This is a genomic window from Pseudomonas sp. S2_A02, assembly GCF_054668495.1.
On the sequence record NZ_CP162776.1, the window covers coordinates 4,695,160 to 4,713,617 of the forward strand.

The 18,458-nt window shown below is 59.2% G+C and carries 15 protein-coding genes, 1 tRNA gene and 3 pseudogenes; 8 read left to right on the forward strand and 11 right to left on the reverse strand.

Annotated elements, in window-relative coordinates; all coding sequences use genetic code 11:
* Positions 1-56: 56 nt before the first annotated feature.
* Genes mksF through mksB form a run of 3 tightly spaced genes read right to left on the reverse strand, consistent with a single transcriptional unit; the run spans position 57 to position 4,859 of the window.
* Positions 57-2,897: an Mks condensin complex protein MksF gene (gene mksF, locus AB4O41_RS21510; protein WP_460144628.1), complete on the reverse strand. Its 2,841-nt coding sequence runs from the start codon at positions 2,895-2,897 to the stop codon at positions 57-59.
* The gene (gene mksE, locus AB4O41_RS21515) at positions 2,894-3,595 is read right to left on the reverse strand and encodes an Mks condensin complex protein MksE (protein ID WP_038981553.1); all 702 of its coding nucleotides are present in this window, start codon (positions 3,593-3,595) and stop codon (positions 2,894-2,896) included. The genes mksF and mksE overlap by 4 nt, the downstream gene beginning before the upstream one ends.
* Complete coding sequence (gene mksB / locus AB4O41_RS21520; protein WP_367372950.1) at positions 3,585-4,859, reverse strand: Mks condensin complex protein MksB; 1,275 nt, start codon at positions 4,857-4,859, stop codon at positions 3,585-3,587. The genes mksE and mksB overlap by 11 nt, the downstream gene beginning before the upstream one ends.
* A 206-nt stretch (positions 4,860-5,065) precedes the next feature.
* Here mksB and AB4O41_RS21525 point away from each other — a divergent pair, with 206 nt between their 5' ends.
* Together AB4O41_RS21525 and rimI are read left to right on the forward strand one after the other, a co-directional pair.
* Positions 5,066-5,806: an energy transducer TonB gene (locus AB4O41_RS21525; protein ID WP_460148393.1), complete on the forward strand. Its 741-nt coding sequence runs from the start codon at positions 5,066-5,068 to the stop codon at positions 5,804-5,806.
* Positions 5,799-6,251: a ribosomal protein S18-alanine N-acetyltransferase gene (gene rimI, locus AB4O41_RS21530; RefSeq protein WP_007896888.1), complete on the forward strand. Its 453-nt coding sequence runs from the start codon at positions 5,799-5,801 to the stop codon at positions 6,249-6,251. Before AB4O41_RS21525 ends, rimI begins: the two co-directional genes overlap by 8 nt.
* 118 nt (positions 6,252-6,369) lie before the next feature.
* Here rimI and AB4O41_RS21535 read toward each other — a convergent pair whose 3' ends face one another.
* Complete coding sequence (locus AB4O41_RS21535) at positions 6,370-6,774, reverse strand: serine kinase/phosphatase (RefSeq protein ID WP_460144631.1); 405 nt, start codon at positions 6,772-6,774, stop codon at positions 6,370-6,372.
* Positions 6,775-6,949: 175 nt separating this feature from the next.
* On the opposite strand from AB4O41_RS21535, the gene can reads away from it, so the two are divergent.
* Positions 6,950-7,594 (forward strand): carbonate dehydratase, encoded by a 645-nt coding sequence (gene can, locus AB4O41_RS21540; RefSeq protein ID WP_052965823.1) that lies wholly within the window; start codon positions 6,950-6,952, stop codon positions 7,592-7,594.
* Between the two features lie 4 nt (positions 7,595-7,598).
* Here can and AB4O41_RS21545 read toward each other — a convergent pair whose 3' ends face one another.
* Together AB4O41_RS21545 and AB4O41_RS21550 are read right to left on the reverse strand one after the other, a co-directional pair.
* Positions 7,599-8,123, reverse strand: a complete 525-nt coding sequence (locus AB4O41_RS21545; protein ID WP_460144633.1) for an SET domain-containing protein-lysine N-methyltransferase — start codon at positions 8,121-8,123, stop codon at positions 7,599-7,601.
* A gap of 182 nt (positions 8,124-8,305) precedes the next feature.
* Positions 8,306-9,478 (reverse strand): hypothetical protein, encoded by a 1,173-nt coding sequence (locus AB4O41_RS21550; protein WP_460144634.1) that lies wholly within the window; start codon positions 9,476-9,478, stop codon positions 8,306-8,308.
* Between the two features lie 387 nt (positions 9,479-9,865).
* Between AB4O41_RS21550 and AB4O41_RS21555 the strand changes: the two are divergent.
* Together AB4O41_RS21555 and AB4O41_RS21560 are read left to right on the forward strand one after the other, a co-directional pair.
* Positions 9,866-10,447 (forward strand): annotated as a pseudogene (locus AB4O41_RS21555) (PAS domain-containing protein); the annotation flags it as partial.
* Between the two features lie 150 nt (positions 10,448-10,597).
* A pseudogene (locus AB4O41_RS21560) lies at positions 10,598-11,035 on the forward strand (methyl-accepting chemotaxis protein); the annotation flags it as partial.
* Positions 11,036-11,074: 39 nt separating this feature from the next.
* On the opposite strand, the gene AB4O41_RS21565 reads toward AB4O41_RS21560, so the two are convergent.
* The 5 genes and pseudogenes from AB4O41_RS21565 to AB4O41_RS21585 form a co-directional block, all read right to left on the reverse strand.
* Positions 11,075-11,440, reverse strand: coding sequence for a helix-turn-helix domain-containing protein (locus AB4O41_RS21565; RefSeq protein WP_460144635.1), 366 nt, complete (start codon positions 11,438-11,440; stop codon positions 11,075-11,077).
* Positions 11,441-11,443: 3 nt separating this feature from the next.
* Positions 11,444-11,560, reverse strand: a pseudogene (locus AB4O41_RS21570) (type II toxin-antitoxin system HigB family toxin); the annotation flags it as partial.
* Positions 11,561-11,775: 215 nt separating this feature from the next.
* A complete protein-coding gene (gene ggt, locus AB4O41_RS21575) occupies positions 11,776-13,620 on the reverse strand; it encodes a gamma-glutamyltransferase (protein ID WP_460144637.1) in 1,845 nt (614 codons plus the stop codon).
* Positions 13,621-13,756: 136 nt separating this feature from the next.
* Positions 13,757-13,833: transfer RNA gene (locus AB4O41_RS21580), tRNA-Met, on the reverse strand.
* Between the two features lie 116 nt (positions 13,834-13,949).
* Positions 13,950-16,007 (reverse strand): methyl-accepting chemotaxis protein, encoded by a 2,058-nt coding sequence (locus AB4O41_RS21585; RefSeq protein WP_460144639.1) that lies wholly within the window; start codon positions 16,005-16,007, stop codon positions 13,950-13,952.
* A gap of 324 nt (positions 16,008-16,331) precedes the next feature.
* On the opposite strand from AB4O41_RS21585, the gene AB4O41_RS21590 reads away from it, so the two are divergent.
* From AB4O41_RS21590 to AB4O41_RS21600, 3 genes are all read left to right on the forward strand, one after another.
* Positions 16,332-17,549, forward strand: a complete 1,218-nt coding sequence (locus AB4O41_RS21590; protein ID WP_460144640.1) for an MFS transporter — start codon at positions 16,332-16,334, stop codon at positions 17,547-17,549.
* Positions 17,550-17,677: 128 nt separating this feature from the next.
* Positions 17,678-18,169, forward strand: a complete 492-nt coding sequence (locus AB4O41_RS21595) for a hypothetical protein (protein ID WP_460144642.1) — start codon at positions 17,678-17,680, stop codon at positions 18,167-18,169.
* A 4-nt stretch (positions 18,170-18,173) separates the two neighbouring features.
* The gene (locus tag AB4O41_RS21600; RefSeq protein WP_460144644.1) at positions 18,174-18,407 is read left to right on the forward strand and encodes a hypothetical protein; all 234 of its coding nucleotides are present in this window, start codon (positions 18,174-18,176) and stop codon (positions 18,405-18,407) included.
* The last annotated feature ends 51 nt before the right edge of the window (positions 18,408-18,458 follow it).

Genomic DNA, 18,458 nt, shown 5'->3' on the forward strand with positions numbered 1-18,458 from the left:
AAAAGGCCGCGATCCATTTGGATCGCGGCCTTTTTGTTGGCTTGGATTAAGTCATATCAGACTTCATCCAGCTCCGGCTCATCAGCTTGTACAACAACGGTTGCCTTCACTTCATCGTGGCGACGAATGTACTTCCAGTCCGCCTCGTCGATGTAAATGCCGTTCGGGCCGCTGCCGCCTTCCAGGTCGATGGCGACACTGGCGCAGACTTGCGGCTTCACACTCGCCAGGATCGGCACGAAGCCCAGTTGCAGGCTGGTTTCCAGCAGCGCTGCCTGGTTCTTCTCGTCGATGTCTGCCGCCTCGTCGAGGTAGTACGGCAGGCGCACGCGACCGGCCTGGTCGCGGTCCATCAAGTGCAGCAACAAGTACATGTTGGTCAGTGCCTTGATGGTCATCGTGGTGCCGTTGGACGCCGCGCCGTCGATGTCGGTGTGGATCACCGGCTGGCTGTTGACCTTGGTGATCTCGAACGCCAGCTCGAACAGATCCTTGAGACCGAGCTGGTTGTGGTTCGCCGCCACCAACCGCGCCAGGTATTCCTTGGCCTCTTCGTTCTTGTTGTCCTGATCGGCGCTTTGGCTCAGGTCGAAGACGGAAAGGGTCTCGCCTTCTTCGTACTGACCGGCGCTGTGGATGATCTGGTCAATGTGCTTGAGCGCTTCCTTGTTCGGCGCGAGCACGATGCGGAAGCTTTGCAGGTTGGAGACCTGACGCTTGTTGATCTCGCGGTTGAACAGCGCCAGTTGATGTTCGAGGCTGTCATAGTCGCTGCGAATGTTACGCAGGGTCCGGGCGATGTCGGTAACCGCCGCACGGCGCGCCTTGCCGAGGGTCAGGGCTTCGTCGGTGCGGTGTGCGTACGCGTTGATCAGCAGTTGCAGGCGACGCTCCATATCGTCTTCGCTGTCGAACTTGGCCACACCCTTGAGGCGGACCTGAGCGTACAGCGCCTCGATTTGACCATCGCTGCGCTGCAAACCTTGCCAGCTGTCCTGATAGTCATTGAGCAGCGGCAGCAGGTTGTCCATGGAATCGTCGATCGGGTCCATGAACGGCGTACCGAACGGCAGGTCTGCCGGCAACAACTGACGGCGGCGCAGGGCGTCATCGAGGGTGCGTTGCTTGGCTTCCATGTCGCCGATCTGCCGGCCAACCAGTTGTAGCTTGGCCGACAGTTGCTGGACGCGTTCGGTGAAGGCGTCGCTGGAACGCTTCAATTCCTCTTGAGCGGCTTCCATCTGTGCCAGTTGCTCAAGCTTGTCGTCTTCCTCGGCGCTCAAGGTTTGCGCACGACGGAAATCTTCCAGGGCTTTCTGCGCGTCCAGCACTTGCTGGTACAGCGCTTCGGTCTGGGTCTTGCTGGCCGCACGGTCTGCCGCCACGGCTTGTTGGGTTTTCAGTTGCTTGAGTTCTTTGTCCAGACGCTCTTTCTGATCGCGCAACGCCGCGCGGTCAGCCAGGGCTTGCAGCGCTGGAGGCTCGATGTGCGAGATGTCGATGGACAGGCCCGGCACTTCGAAGCGCTCGCCTTTGAAACCATCGAGGATCAGTTCCATGGATTTGACCCACTGACCGTCCTCGTCCAGCGTAATGCCGTGCTCGCCCAATGGCAGGCTGAACAGCGCGCTATTGAATAGTCGCATCAGGCGCTCGACGTCCTGCTGCGAAAACTCTTCGCGCAAACGGGCGTAGCTGTTGTTGTCGGCGTGATCGAGTTGTTGCTTGACCGACTTCAGGCGTTTTTCCAGATCCCGCAGACGCTCTTCCAGGTCTTCGGCGCTGAACTGTCGCGACTGGGCCAGTGCACCGGCCAGTTCGTCGTGCGCGTCCTTGGCCGCGAGCAGTTGCTGCTCGAGGACTTTGACGTCATCGACCAGGGCAAAGCGATGCTTGAGCACCGACAACTCGCCGAGCCAGCGCTGGATGCCGGTGATTTCCCGCTCCAGACGCATCAGCTCCTGAGTGCCGCCGCGCTGATCGTTTTGCAGCGCGTCCTGCTCGTTGCGGTAGTGCTCGGCCTGAATCGTCAGTTCTTCCTTGCGCGCACTGGCGTAGTCCGACCAAGTGCCGAGCAAGGAGTCGAGCAGCGGCGAGATCCGGTGCAGTTTGCCGCGCAGGATATTGCGCTGGGCCACGCCAGCGGCCAGTGCTTCAACCAGCGGGCCAGCGGTGACCAGCGAGTTGTAGTCCTGCTCCATGCGACGTACATCGCGAAACGCTTCTTCGCACGCGGCGATGTAATCGACGCTGCCGGAACGCAGGCTGTGTTCGAAAGCATCGAGGAACAACTGCTTGAGTTTGGCCGCGGTGATTTCGCGCATGTGTAGCAAGTTGATGAACAGGGCGCGGAAGGTCTTCAGGCTCTGCTCGCTGGTGGAACGCAGCGGGATCAGCGTCAGGTCCAGCGGAATCGAGGTGTGACCGCCGACCAGCAATCGACGCAACTCATCAGGTTTGAGTTCGTAGGCTTTCAGGCCTTCGCGTTCAAGGTTGGTGAACAGCTCTTTCTGGCGCAGGCAGGTGTCGTTTTTCTGGTAGTGCGCCAAGTCCAGTTTGCCGGCATAGGCAAAGAACTGGTGACCGAAACCGCCGCCCGGGCCACGCCCGACCACGCCGATTACGTGCGGGCCGTGGGGCAGGGAGACTTCCACCAGGATGTAACTGGTGTCCGAGGCGAAGTAGAAGCGCCGGGATTGTTCCAGGCTGTACTTGCCGAAACTCATGTCCGACATGCGCGCCAGAATCGGGAACTGCAAGGCGTTGATCGAGGCGGATTTACCGAGGTTGTTCGCGCCGTAAACCGACAGCGGTTCTTCCAGCGGGAACAGGCCGAGGCTGTAACCGGCGGTATTCAAAAGGGCAAAGCGGCGAATGCCGTAGCGTTCCTTGCTCATGCGTCGGTCTCCTGTTCTTCGGCAATGGCGCGGGCCATGGCGTCTTCTTCGCTTTCTTCTTCGAAGTCACTCAAGTCGAGCGGATCATCGGTTTGCAGCAATTTTTCGTCGCTGTCGTCATCGATCAGTACCGGCACTGGCAGAGGCAAGACGCTGTGCAGGCTGGCTGCCAGATCGCGATCCTGCTGGACCGACAGGCAAACATCGAGGAAACGGTGCATCGGCGGCAGGAAACGGTAGATGCCGTTTTCTTCGCCGGCAAAACCAAGCTGCGTCATCCGACGCATGATTTTTTCTTCGAGTTCTTCCACGGTCTGCACTTCAGCCTGGATGAACAAGTCGCGGTACTTTTCCAGCAAGGAAGGCAGTTCATCGCGACCAAGGCTGCCGCCGTCGAGTACGGCGACCGGGTCACGGCCCTGATCGGCCAGATGCTCAACGAGGATGAAGGTGAAAAGCGCCAGACGCTGGGCAGTCTTGTTCACCGCCGCAGCGGCAAGGTCCGGGACGAAGTAGTAGAAGCCACGGGTGTCGCAGACCAGTTCAAAGCCCAGTGCCTTGAACAGCGTGCGGTACTGGTCCTGGAAGTTTGACAGTTGCGCGTACAGCTCCGGATCACGGCGGCTGACGTGGTAGCCCTTGAATAGCTCGCGAAAGATCGGTGCCAGCTGGGACAGTTCGTTTAGATCAAGATGCATGTGGGGTGCTCGCAGAATCCTCGGCGGTGTCGCGGGCCGAGAGCAGGGCGAAGGAGCGCAGGCTGACCTGGTGCTCGTGAGTGTGGTAATCGCGGCGTTCCAGACGCTCGCGTGTGAAGCGCTTTTCCCGCGACAGGCGCGAGAACCAGTAGAGCAATTCGTCGGTGGCGCCGTCCGGCTCCTGCTCCAGAAGCCAGGTCATCAGGTCCGGCATCGGCAGGGCGTCTTCGCAGCGTTCGAGCATCTCCCGAACCGTGCGTGGCGCGCGCGGGGCTTCGCCTTTCTGGGTCTTGTGAGCCTTGGGGAAACGCGCAGGTTTCGGCTCGAAACGGGCCAGGGCGTACACGTAGGCTTCGACCTGACTGGCGCTGCCGAGGAAGGTGCTTTGCGGCCGGGTGAACATCGGCATTGCCGCTTGTGGCACCGCATCGATACCTTTACGACGAATGGCCGACAAGGCCAGCGCCGCGCCACGGGTCACGGCGTTGTGCCGGCGCGCTTCTTCACGCAGCGGCAGTAGCAGTTCACGGGCATGACGCAAGGTCAACTGGGCACTGGTCTGCATTTCGAGGATGCGCGCGTGGGTGCGCAGCAGCATGTCGTCGTCGACCAGATGGCCGAGGCGCTGCTGTTCAGTGAGCATCTTCAGCAGGACGTTTTCGACCTTGCGCACACCTTGTTCGAAGGCGCCGTCGGCGTTCACCAACTGAATCATCGGTTCGACGTATTCATCCCAGGTCGCCAGTACTTCAGCGTAGCGTTGACGTAGCGGGATCTGCCGGTCGCTGGTCTTGGCCCGCTCGGCGACGGCCACCAGGGCCTGTTCGTCGTTGGCGAGTTTCTTCAGAACGTCCCGCACGCGCATATCGAGCAGACGCAACTGACGCGCCAGGTCGTGGCCGTCGCGAATGTCGAAGGCGTCCTGAATGTAACCGGCCAGGCGCTCGAGATGGCGCAAATAGGCTTCGATTTCCAGGCACAGGCCCAGACGGTGCTCGCGGCGCAGGTAAGCGAGGAAGTCGTGGATTTGCGCGTTGAGCTCGAAACGGTTCGGGCTTTTCGCCACGGGAACCAGAATGTCGAGGCGGATCCACACGTCCAGCAGGCTGGTGATGTCCTGCGGTGTACTGTCGAGTTGCTGGGCGGCCAGTTGCGTGCGCAGTTCGTTGAGGCTCAATGTGCCTTGGTCGAAGTGCTCGCACAGTGGCTCCAGAAGTGCCCAGTGTTCAGCGAGGGCGCGCAAGACGCGCTTGGGTTCGATCATCGGAATGGCCGGCTGGTTGGCAATTAAAAGCAGCGATTGTACTGCATCACGCCCGTTGCGATTCACTCTCGGGACGGACAGTTGGCTTTCTATCGATCAAGCGTGGGCGATCTTGAGCGAAGGGCGGTAGAATCAACGCACTTTAGTTATCCACAAGTGGCCGACCTTTGCTTATCGAGTCCCGTCGCCGCGCTTATTTGACCGCCATGCAGGTGGTCAACTGGCTGCCGCGCACCGAATTGCCCTTTGCTGCGCCCTCGCGCCCCGAACTGCTGGAGATGCCCGAGCCATTGGTCGTCACCCCGGTTGCGCCGGCTCCCGTGGCCGAGGCACCGATGGAACCCGTGGTCAAACCGGCCGAGCGGGTAAAAATCGAGGTGCCGCGGCCATCGTTGGCCAGCACCCGTACGAACGCCAAGGTCGAAGAAGAGGAGGCTCCGGTCGCGGTCAAGGCGCCGGTCATTCCTCCACCGCGTTTCGCCCTTCAATTGCTGCGCGCAGGTCGTTGCCTGTTGCTGGTGGAGTTACCCACAGGCGAAAGCTTCCAGACCCGCGATCCGGCGTATCTGTTGCTCAAGGACATGCTGCGCGCCGCCGGCCTGCCAGACAGCCCGCAGATCGTCGGCGAGCCGGTGCGCTGGCCACTGCTGGCTCGCGGCACCATGGATCAAGGGCCGGAAGCGGCTCGGGATTTCGTACAAGGCTTTCTGTCAGCCCGTCTCGAAGACGCCCCATGCGTCTGCTTGTGGCTGATCGGCTTGCCGGCGGTGCGTTTTGCCGGTGAGGCCAATGCCGAATCCTTCAACCGTGAACTTCAGGTCGAAGGCCTGGGTTCGGTCTGGGCCCTGCCGGGTCTGGAATTATTAATGGAAGAGCCACAGCGTAAGGCTGATGTCTGGCAAGCCATGCGTCGGCTGATGGCGCGCTGGAAAGAATCGAATGAGTGACGCTGTATCGTTCCGCCCGATGACCGAGGCGGACCTGGACACTGTACTGAAAATTGAATACGCGGCTTACAGCCACCCCTGGACCCGCGGGATTTTTCTCGATGGCCTGGGCAAATATCAGATCTGGCTGATGTTCGAAGGGCAACAACAGGTCGGTCATGGCGTGGTGCAGATCATTCTCGACGAGGCACATTTGCTGAACATCACCGTCAAACCGGAAAATCAGGGCCGAGGCCTGGGGTTGACGCTGCTGGAGCATTTGATGTCGATTGCCTACAAGGCAGAGGCGCGGGAATGTTTTCTGGAAGTGCGCGACAGCAACCGGGCGGCATTTCGGTTGTACGAGCGGTATGGGTTCAACGAAATCGGACGTCGACGGGACTACTACCCGGCAGTGGGTGGGCGCGAAGATGCCGTGGTCATGGCTTGTACATTAGTGGATTGATCCCTGTAGGAGCTGCCGAAGGCTGCGATCTTTTGATCTTTCTATGTCGCGGCAACAAAAGATCAAAAGATCGCAGCCTTCGGCAGCTCCTACGTTGGAATCTGGTCAGGTCTGTAGATCAACGCTTGCCATCCATTGGATCGCGCCGCGCCATCTCTGCTTCATCCAGCCCATTGCCTCCGCCGATGTCGTCTTCATCGACAATACTCAAATCCCAATCTGCCTGGTCGCCGTCACCCTCTTCGCGGCTATCCCGTGCGCCGTCTTCACGGATCAAGGTTTCCGGGCTCATGTCATCGTCGGTGGATTCATGGTCATCGGTCGAGCCCCCGGTCATGCCAGCTTCACGGATGCGTTCGTCGGGCATCTTCTGCGCGCGTTCGCGTTCGGGGATCAAGTCGCCGATTCTGGCGCTAGGTTCTTCCTCGTCGAAATCCAGCTCATGCACTGAGCCCATGCGGTCTTCGTTGTCGTCGATGGGCTCGGGTTGTGCCTCATCGAACGGACGTCGTGAATCAGTCATGGCAATCCCTCATACTGTAGGCCTTACTACAGTTGACCTACTGGGCTTGCGAGAATTCCACCGGCAGGGAGCGCCGGATATCCATTTAATGCACTAGGGGGTATCTGCATCTCGCGCGTGACCCCGACACAGGGTTGTCTGTCAAAGCAGCAAATCATTCTTGAGGCTTCATTGCATGAACGAATTACAAGATCTGATTGATAACAATGAGCGCTGGGCCGACGCGATCACCCAGGAAGATCCTGATTTCTTCGCCAAGCTGGCCCGTCAACAAACCCCGGAATACCTGTGGATCGGTTGCTCCGATGCCCGCGTGCCGGCGAACGAGATCGTGGGTATGCTGCCAGGCGACTTGTTCGTGCACCGCAACGTGGCCAACGTTGTACTGCACACCGACCTCAACTGTCTGTCGGTTATTCAGTACGCGGTCGATGTGCTCAAGGTCAAACACATCCTGGTCACTGGCCACTATGGCTGCGGTGGTGTACGCGCCTCGATGCAGGACCGTCAGTTGGGGCTGATCGACGGCTGGCTGCGCTCGATCCGCGATCTTTATTATGAAAAGCGCGACGAACTGGCCAAGTTATCCACTGAAGAAGAACGGGTCGACCGCCTCTGCGAGCTCAACGTGATCCAGCAAGTGGCCAACGTCGGTCATACCAGCATTGTGCAAAACGCCTGGCATCGTGGGCAGAGCCTGTCGATCCACGGTTGCATCTACGGCATCAAGGATGGACGCTGGAAAAGCCTGAACGCCACGATCAGCGGCTTTGAACAATTGCCACCGCAGTACCGTTTGCGTCCGGTCGAGGCTTTATAGCCTGTCATCCGAGACTTCGCCGACGCCAGTGTTGAAAAAACTGTTCTCCATTGGCATTCGGCGACTCGTCATAGCCGATGATCCAGCCACGGCAGCCCGGACTACCGCAGCGGCAGGCAAACTGCCGCAGCAGCTTGTCTTCTGTCGCGGCGAAATCCATCGTCAGCCGGTCACCCTTTTTGATGTCCTTGAGCGCCCATAACCATAGCTCGCTCATGTCAAGAAAGACGTTGGGGTCGCAGGAGTGGCTTAGCAGACCACAGAAGCGCGGATCGTAGACGTGGATGCCTGGTGCCAGCTGCCGGGTGTGTCGGCATCGATAGGGCAACAAATGTCCGGAAACCCGGCAGATTCGGCTGATGCGGGGGAACTCGCGCAGTGCCGTGACAGCTGTTGCCGAGCCCTCAGTGTTGTAGAGGATTTCGAAGTCGTCCTTGGAAGGGAATCCAAGGCGAAGGGGCAACTCTACAGATGGATAGATGCCATTGGGGGGCGGTGGGGGTATTCCTTGTTGGGCGTGGGTTCTCATAACAATCCTTGTCAGATGGGTGCTACAACCTCTTTCAGCTGACATCCGGTCAGCTCTGCAGCACTTGGGTACGCCCCCAAGCCTCTCGCAAATGAAACAAATGTTCTACTGTCAGATATGACAGGCGAAAAAGGCTCCTTCCCGCGTCAGCCATGGCTCACGCGGGGGAAGACCTTCATCGTTTACAAGTGTGGGGCAGGAGCGGAGGTCGCAAGAGACGGGGTCTTCAGCTGTTTCAGCTGAGATTTGACCGTCGTTGTTGCGCATTTGGCCACGGCTTGTTCGGGCGTCAGGTTGCGGATCGAGGTGTAGAACAGCTCGCAGGTTTTTTCTTTCTGAGTCACTTGCCAGGTCTGCGTACAGCTTTTCAGCTGAACAGTAGGATCGGTACCCGGCTTGCTGCCCATTCCGGCTTGCCAGCACGCGGCGCTCAAATCCTGCCCCATGACTTTCAGGCCCGCGGCGTCGGCCTTGGCCTGGGCATCGCTGCCGCTATAAGCCTCGGGATCGGCGGCGTACCAGATATAACTTGGATGGTTGGAACCCAGTACTGGCACCTTCACTCCCTCGCTCGGGCTGATGGTTGCCAGGCCCAGTATGTCCACGGTCTGCCCGTATTGTTGCTTGATCCAATTGCGCACCGGTGCGCCGAAGGCAACCATTGGCAACGCCGCGCCGCTGGCGTTTTGGCTGACTTCCTTGACCATGGTGGTCTGGTAGTCCGTGAAGTAGCCGTAGACGCCTTCCAGGTCTTTGCCGGCGCTGGATGGCGCGGCAATCGGCGCGATGTCGATGATGGTCTGATAGCCCGGTGTCTGGTCGACGGGGATGCCGTTGGCGGTCAGCAATGTGGCCCAACGGTCGGTGGTCTTGGACTCCAGGTAGTCCTGGGCTTGGGTCAGCGAATAATCCGGCGGGAAATGCAGCAGTTCGACGCTTTTGCGATTTTCCAGTGCCATGCCCAGCGGCAGGAACAGGTACCAGCTAAAAGTCCATTTACCTTCGGCATTCAGCTTGCTGGCGCCGTTGTAAGCCAGATCGCCGGCATCGAGCAACGCGGCCAGTGGCTTTTCATAGCCTTTGGGCACACCACTGATATTGGCATAGAGGTGCTTGTTGTCGGTTTTTACCACCACTTTGGCGTTTTTGTAGCCATCGCGCTGGACGCTTTGGGTCAGGTAATGCTCAACGGTCTGCTCCAGTGTCCAGTTGCGAAAACAGATGACATTGCAGTTGTTGGGGTAGGAGAACAGCCGGGTGACGCGTTCTGTACTGCCCAGTTTCAGATCGACGTCGGCGTGGGCGGCGGCACTCAAGGTAAGTGCGGCGAGGGTGAGTCCTGCGAGTTTGAACATGCTCAGATCCTTTTCAGCGTGAGCCCTCGAAGGTGGGGCGAGTACATACTGAAACTACTTGTGTCGAGCGGTCCAGTGCCCTTGTGAAAAGAGTGCCAGTCAGAGCGCGTCTACGGTAGGAAGCTGTCATACCGCCACTATTTTCGTAGGACAATCCTCAAACGCTCTTAAGAAAATATCTCCAAGGCCGATGGTTACGCTGTAAGCCGCTTTCTACCTACTGTCCATCGGTACTTTCCCATGTTCAACAAACGCTTGAAGCAGGAGCTGTCGGCTCTTCGCGAAGAACTCTTCAGCCTTCAGCAAGTCAAGGAGAGCCTGGACAGCGAGATGCTGGTCCTGACCCTTGACCCCGATGGCCGAATTCAATCGGCCAACCGGAATTTCATGGGTGAAATGTTCTACAAGGGCAACGATCTGGTCGGCCGGCACATCGAAGACATCGTCCCGGCCCATGTTAAATCGGACGAATTTCACCACCGCTTCAAGGCTGCACTGACCCGTGGCGAGCACTTTGCCGGCGCGATCCGTTTGTTGCGCGGCAATGGTGCCGAAGCCTGGCTGCGGTCGATCATGCAGCCGGTGCGGTCCTCGGATGGCCGAATCAGGAACTTCTCGATTTTCTCCAGCGACCTGACCCGTACCATCGAGGCGTCCCGTGAGCACCAGAACCTGATCGGCGCACTGGTTCGCTCGACGGCGGTCATCGAGTTCGATCTCAATGGCAACGTACTGACGGCCAACGAGCGGTTTCTCAATGGCATGGGTTACAGCCTGGCGCAGGTTCAGGGTAAACATCACCGCACCTTCTGCGCGCCAGAGGAACACAACAGCGCCGAGTATCAGAACTTCTGGCGCCGTCTGAACGCCGGCGAGTTCGTGGCCGATCGATTCAAACGCATCGACAGCCATGGTCGTGTGGTCTGGTTGGAGGCTTCCTATAATCCGGTGGTCGACGCCAACAACAAGCTCTACAAAGTGGTGAAATTCGCCACGGTGATTACCGATCAGGTCAATCGGGAGCAGGCTGTCGCTGAAGCCGCCGACATTGCCTACAGCACCTCGCAGCAAACCGACAACAGCGCCCAGCGCGGTACCACTGTTGTCACTCAAGCGGTAAACGTCATGCGTGATCTGGCCAGGCATATGCAAACCGCTGGCGAAGGCATCGAAGCGCTGAACGAGCAATCATTGGTCATTGGCACCATCGTCAAAACCATCAGTGGCATCGCTGAGCAAACCAATCTTTTGGCGCTCAACGCGGCCATCGAAGCGGCTCGCGCGGGTGAACAGGGTCGAGGTTTTGCCGTGGTGGCTGACGAAGTCCGGCAACTGGCCTCGCGCACCAGTCAGGCGACCGACGAAATTGTCGGCGTCGTGCGCCAGAACCAGGACATGGCGCGCAACGCCGTGGCCCTGATGACTGATGGCAAACTCCAGGCGGAACAGGGGCTGGCCCTGGCGGCGGAGGCGGGCACGGTGATTGTCGAGATCCAGGACGGGGCACAGAAAGTGGTGAATGCGGTTGGGCAGTTTGCCAATCAGTTGGCGATTTAATGCTATCTGTCCGGCTGCATAGCCCTGAAAAGGTCAGGCCTACTTCTGCGGCTTGATCAGGCTTTTAGCGGGTATCCCGAATAGATCATGAAGCTTCCAGATCATCGGAAGCGTCAACGCGCGCTTACCGTTGAGCACTTCATAAACCCGGTTTGTCCGGCCAATGGCTGGTGCCAGATCAGCTGCGGACAGGCCGGACTGCTCCATGCGAAATTTGATCGCGTCGATCGGGGTGGGCAAATCGACCGGAAATTGCTTCGCTTCATAGGCCTCGATGAGAGTAATCATGATGTCGAAGTAATCGCCTTCGGGGGTTCCCGGCTCAGGCTCATTGTTGAATAGTGCAGATACGTTCTTGAGGGCTGCACGGTAGTCCTCGTCGGTGTGGATCGGATGAATGTTCATGGGTTACTCCATTTCGACGGTATCAGCATCGATCCCATCGTACTGCTTGTGGGTGCCGACAAATTTTATGTACACAGCGCCGAAGCGATAGGCCACCGCGACTACTAACCGAAAGTCATTGCAAGAGTAAAATCGACTCCTGCAATCAGGCATTGCCAATAGCTGATTTGGTGAGGTGTGTTAACAGGCGTTCGAGCTAAAAACGGTTTTCATACTCTATCTAAGGGGTAGCAATTTGAGGGTAGGAAAAGGCTACGCGAGATACCTGATCGGGATTCTTCGCTAATAAAAAAGGCCTACCTCCCGGTAAGCCTTTTCTCATTTCTGCGTATGACTCAATCCCCCAACGCTTCCCCCTCACGCCGTGGATCGGCCCCGCCGTCCAACGCCGCTTTCCCCTGCGCATCCTTGACCCGAACAATCGCCTGGGTTCCGCTGGTCATGTCGATCTCGTTTACGCTGTGCCCTTTTTCCTTCAGTACCTGAATCAGCTCTGCGCTGAACTGCCCCTGTTCCAGTTCGGTCGGGCCGTTGCGGCTGCCGAAGTTGGGCAGGTTGATGGCCGCTTGCGGGTCAAGGTTCCAGTCGAGCAGGCCGATGGTGGATTTGGCCACGTATTCGATGATCTGCGAACCGCCGGGGGAGCCGACGGTGGCCAGGAACTCGCCGTTCTGCCGGTCGAAGATCAGCGTGGGCGCCATGGACGAGCGCGGGCGTTTACCCGGTTCGACGCGATTGGCGACTTTTTGTCCGTTCTCTTCGGGGATGAACGAGAAGTCGGTCATCTGGTTGTTGAGCAGGAAACCCTGGACCATCAGGTGCGAGCCAAACGCTGCTTCCACGGTGGTGGTCATGGACACGGCGCCGCCTTCGTCATCGACCGCCACCACTTGCGAGGTAGAGATGCGCAGTGGCGAGCGGTCCGGCGCATGGGCAACCTGAATTCCCGGCGGGGTGCCGGGTTTGGCCAGGCCCATGCTACGGTCGCCAATCAAGGCGGCGCGGCTGGCCAGATAAGTCGGGTCGATCAGACCTTTTACCGGCACGGGTACGAAGTCGGTGTCGGCGACGTACAGTGCGCGGTCGGCGTAAGCCAGGCGCTCGGCTTCGGCGATCAGGTGCACGGCTTCAGGCGCCGGTTCGATGCCCGCCGGTTTGCCGGTCCTGACCGGTTTGAGTGGCGCCAGGGCAAAACGCGGGTCGCGGGTTTCCAGGGCCTGCAAGGTGCCGAGGATTTGCGCCACGGCGATCCCGCCCGACGACGGCGGCGGCATGCCGCAGACTTGCCAGCGTTTGTAGTCTGTGCACAGTGGCGCACGTTCCTTGGCCTTATAGCCTTGGAGGTCGTTCAGCGACAGGCTGCCGGGGTTGGTATGGCCCTGAACTCTGGCGACGATCTCTTTTGCGATCGGGCCTGCGTACAGCGCGTCGGGACCTTCCTTGGCGATGCGTTTCAATACAGCGGCGAGTGCCGGGTTTTTCAGTTGCGTACCGACGGCTTTTGGGCTGCCATCGGCATTCAGAAAGTAGGCGGCCATATCCGGTGAGCGCGGTATGAACGCATCCGCCGCGATCAACTGATGCAGTCGTGGCGAAATGGCGAAGCCTTGTTCCGCAAGCTTGATAGCGGGCTCGAATAGCTTCGCCCACGGCAGGCGACCGTGCTTCTGATGGGCCAGTTCCAACACTCGCAACACACCCGGCGTCCCCACCGAGCGCCCGCCGATCTGTGCCTGGGTGAACGGCATCGGTTTGCCATCGGCTTGCAGGAACAGTTTCTCGGTGGCGCCGGCCGGAGCGGTTTCGCGACCGTCGTAAGTGCGCACAGCCTTGCCATCCCACAGCACAATCAACGCGCCACCGCCAATGCCCGACGATTGCGGTTCGACCAGCGTCAACACCGCTTGCATGGCAATGGCTGCATCAATCGCCGAGCCGCCCTGACGCAGCATCTCCCGTCCGGCTTCGGCTGCCAGTGGGTTGGCGGCTGCGGCCATGTGTTTCGAGGCATGCCGGGTCTGCAGGCCGGTGCGATAACCGGAGGCGACTTCCGGGGCGACCGGCAGCGTAGAAACTGACGACGAAGAGGGCAGGGTATTACACGCGGCGAGGGTTAAAGCGGTGGCAATCAGCGAAAAGGCTGACAGGCGATAGCGGCTCAAGTGAAAGGCTGAGAACACGCGCGGCACTCCGTCCATGGGATAAAGGGTCCGGGGACTTTATCGGCCGATGACGTGGTGCGCAAATCAGAGTTTCCATCACTTTTCTGGAGGCATAAAAAAACGGCCTACCTTTCGGTAAGCCGTTTTTAGTACTTGGTGGCTACACAGGGACTTGAACCCCGGACCCCAGCATTATGAATGCTATGCTCTAACCAACTGAGCTATGTAGCCAAGTGGCGCGCATTATTCACCTGGAATGAAGATGCGTCAAGCGTAAATCTAAAATATTTCTCCACACTTTCAACCGCTTATCCCGCTGATCCGAAAATTCGGGCCAGGAGAGGGCGTCAACCGAGCTGAAATCTCCCGGTATTCGCACTCAAGGCCTTGCTGCCCTGGCTCAAGGTGTCCGCCGCCAGGTTCACCGCCCGTGCGCCTTCAAGCAAGCGTACCGCCGCCTGATCGACTTGCTGGATGTTGCCGCTGACTTCATCGGCGGTGCTCGCTTGCTCTTCGACAGCGGTGGCGATCTGCGCCAGGGTGTCGGTGACGCTCTGCACCGCGCTGGCGATTTCCCCCAGTCGCTCACCGAGACCGGTGACGGCTTGCGCATCCGATTGAGCCTGGCCGCAGGCGGCTTCCATCAGGCTTACGGCTTCGTTGACGGTGCTGCGCAGGCTGTCGACGGTGCCGGCGATCTGCGCGGTGGAGGACTGGGTACGTTGCGACAGGCTGCGTACTTCATCGGCCACCACGGCAAAGCCACGACCCTGTTCGCCGGCCCGTGCGGCCTCGATGGCGGCGTTGAGAGCCAGCAGGTTGGTCTGCTCGGCGACACCGCGAATGGTATCGACCACCAATTGAATCTGCTGCCCTTGCTCGCTGACCCGACCCAGCGCCGCCGCAGTGTCGTTCAAGCGCTGATTGAGCTGCTGAATACTCGCTGTCGTGCGTTGGCTGTCACGGCTGCTGTCGGCGGCGATGCGCTGGGTGTGCTGAGCGCTGCCTGAGGCCTGTTCGCAGCTTTGAGCGACGCCTTGAGAGGTGGCTGCCAGTTGCGTGGCCGCAGCGGCGATCTGGCTGATCTGCAACTGCTGAGCCTCGACTTCGCCAAGCGCGCCGCTGGAGTGATCGTTGAGGATGCGCACGGCATTGCTCAGTTGCAGGGTTTCGTGATCAACCCCCAGCAGGCTATTGCGCAATTGCACCACGGCAACGTTGAGGGCGGTGCTGATCGCCGCCAATTCGTCGCGGCCCTGCACCGGTACTTGCAGGCTCAAGTTGCCGTCGCGCAACGCTTCGGCCAACAGCGTGATGCCGCTGGCGCTGCGACGGATCGAGGCCTGCAAACAGATGAACAGGTACAACGCGGCCAGCAGCAGGCAGCCAAAAACTGTCGCCACCAGGATGAACTGGCGGATGGCCGAACCGTGGTAATAATCCAGCCGCTGATCCAGCGAAACCAACGACTGCTGGCGTAGTGAGGCGAGGTCGCCGAGGAGGGCGTCGAGGCTGCGTTCAAAGTCTTCCGGCTTGAGATTGATGCTGCCGCCAAAGACGCCCTCGTCCAGCACTTTCAAACCGGCGTCCAGGTGCTTGAGACTGTCGTGGTATTGCCCGGCCCAGGTTTGCAGGGCGCTGGGCAGGCGTGCTTCCAGCAGGCTGGCGGTTTTCACCAGCTGCTCCCGGGCATCGCCGATGCGGCTGCGCAAGTCCCGCAGTTGCAGGCGGCTTTGCAGGGTAAACTGTCCGGACACCACCGACGCCTGGCCGACCGCAGCGAGGCGACCGACCCGTTCGATCAGGTCCGGTGCGTGTTGAGTGGAAATCTGCGTCAGCAGCCAGGTTTCCAGCCACGGCGCGAGGGTCAGGCGATTGTCCATGGCAATTTGTTCGCGCAAGGCTTGCAAGGCGCTCAAGGCATTGGTGAAGCGATCGTAACCGTCCGGCCACCAGCCGACGCTGCTCAGGCTTTTCGAGTCCAGGCCGGTGAGCGCGGTTTGCAGGGCCTGATAGCGGGTGAGGATTTGGCCCTCGGCACCTTCGGTTTTCAGGGCGTCGCCCAGATCCGTGGTGGCTTGGGCGACGGCCGGCTGAACCGCGTCGAACGCTGCCATCGCCGCGATGGTTGCGGGTGTCGGCTGGCGATTGGTTTCGGTAGCGCGCCAACGAGCGGCGCGGTCACGCTGGGCGGCGAGCAGGTTGTCGAGCGCATCCAGGGCAAGCAATTGACGAACCCCGGCGCGTTCGCCGGAGATCAGGTTCAACTTGTCACGATAATCCTGACCGATCATCCACAGACTGCCCGCGAGTGGCAGGATAAACAGTAGAAACAGCAGCTGAAATTTGCGCGCGAAGCCGAAACGCCCCAGCAGCCCGATCCCCGGTGATAAAAAAGCCTGCATGCCCCATGACTCCTCTGGACACCACGCACCATTGGCGTGCGTCGAGGTCATTGCGACCGCGACTTGTGCCCTTCTAAAGGCCTCGAAAGTTCACCTTGGTCCGCTCTGTAGGCCGACTCTGTAGCGAAACTTCCCATTCTCGGTTCCCTTTGTAAGGGGCCGCGTTGAAGCGGATAAACAAGGCAAGATTCAGACCATGGCGTTGCGCTATCACCCTTCTTTTTTTGAAGTCGTAAGCAAGCTAAGGGGATGGCGCAACTGCACCGAAAAATGGCACATTGACCGACCCACCAGTGCGCACCCATCCGCAGTACGGAAACTCTCATGGCCATCAGCAACGTTCAGTCCGCCGCAACAAAGGCACCCGCCACTTCACAAAGCAGCCCGCTGGTCATGCGCATCATCGGCGCGGTGGCGCTGGCGCATTTGATCAACGACCTGATTCAGGCGGTATTGCCGTCGATCTATCCGATGCTCAAGGCCAGTTATGGCCTGACCTTCACCCAGATCGGTCTGATCACACTGACCTTTCAATTGACGGCCTCGCTGTTGCAGCCATGGGTCGGTTACCACACGGACCGGCATCCCAAACCCTGGCTATTGCCGGCCGGTACTGTCTGCACATTGATCGGCATTCTGATGATGTCTGTGGTCGGTAGCTTCCCGATGATTCTGCTGGCGGCGGGGTTGATCGGTGTCGGTTCATCGACCTTTCACCCGGAAGCTTCTCGTGTAGCGCGACTGGCCTCAGGTGGACGTTTCGGGCTGGCGCAGTCGACCTTTCAGGTCGGCGGTAATGCGGGCTCGGCTTTCGGGCCGTTGCTGGCGGCGGCGATCATCATTCCCTACGGTCAGGGTCATGTGGCGTGGTTCGGATTGTTTGCGCTGTTTGCGCTGTTCGTGCTGTATCGGATCAGTCGTTGGTACGCCAACCACCTGAACCTGTTCAAGCTCAAACAAGGTCAGGCCGCGACTCACGGCTTGTCGAAAGGCCGGGTGATCAGCGCACTGGTGGTGCTCGGGTTACTGGTGTTCTCCAAGTATTTCTACATGGCCAGCCTCACCAGTTACTTCACGTTCTACCTGATTGAAAAATTCGACCTGTCGGTGGCCAGCTCGCAGCTGCACCTGTTCCTGTTTCTCGGTGCGGTAGCGGCGGGGACTTTCTTCGGTGGCCCGATTGGCGACAAGATCGGGCGCAAGGCAGTGATCTGGTTCTCGATCCTTGGCGTCGCGCCGTTCACCCTAATGTTGCCCCACGTCGATCTGTTCTGGACCAGTGTGTTGAGCGTGGTGATTGGTTTCATCCTGGCTTCGGCGTTCTCGGCCATTGTGGTGTATGCGCAAGAACTGGTGCCGGGGAATGTCGGAATGATTGCGGGGGTGTTCTTCGGCCTGATGTTCGGCTTCGGCGGGATTGGCGCGGCGTTGCTCGGGCATCTGGCGGATGTTCACGGCATTGAGTACGTGTACTTCCTGTGTTCGTTCTTACCGCTGCTTGGGGTGTTGGCGATCCTTCTGCCGCGGACCAAAAAGGTCTGACACCGGATTGACCGGTGTAGAAATTTTGTAGTGTTAACAGGGCGTCATCAGCCGAGATTGCCATTTGTGCAAAATCACTATCCTGGTGGAAACTTCGCGCCTTTCTGGATTCGTTAAGGACGCGAGCAGTGGAGTGTGACAGGAATCAATTTATCGCCAATCACGGCATTGTCTTCAGCGTCACCCGTTTCAACGTCACCCCCAGTGACCGGGGTGGCCTCAGGACGCTCCATTTCGGGGAAGCGAAATCGGCCCATTTTGAAGTCAGCAGTTTGCTGGTCGAGCTGTATGACAAGATGCTCGCCAAGGACCTGCCCTGCGTGATGATGGTAGGTATCTCCAGCCCGCTGACCCGTAAGCAGGGTGACCTGCTCAACGACCAGCGCATGCGTATTGCCAACATTACCGCCGGCATCTTTGTGACGGCTGGCTCTAAAGTGCCTGTAATTGGTCCCGCTGTCGGACCGGCGGCAGGCTATTTGGGCCGAGAGTTGGTGAAGAGCAAGTTACCGACCTATCACGCTGGCGATGTCATCGTCAGTCTGGACGCCCAAGTCAGCGGCGGCATCGGACCGCAACGCTCGGTGTCTTCCATGATCATCAAGTCCCAAGGAATATAGGCCCATGAGTCTCTACAGTCAGTATGCGTTGGCCTGCGTGGGAATGATGCTGCTGTACCTTTGCGTAAGAAGCTACGTACTCAGGAAATGGCTGGGTATTGCTCTGGTCGGTTTGGGCTTTGGCGTGATGTTTGTGCTGCCGCCCTACATTGGCGGCATCGATGTCGGGATCTTTGCAATCGCGGGAGTGGGGGCGGGGGCTTCGATGTTCTTCAAACGTAGTAAGTACCGAGTGTGAACATAACGGTGGCGGCTCCTGATAAAGGAGCCGTCATAGCATTTGTTGTGC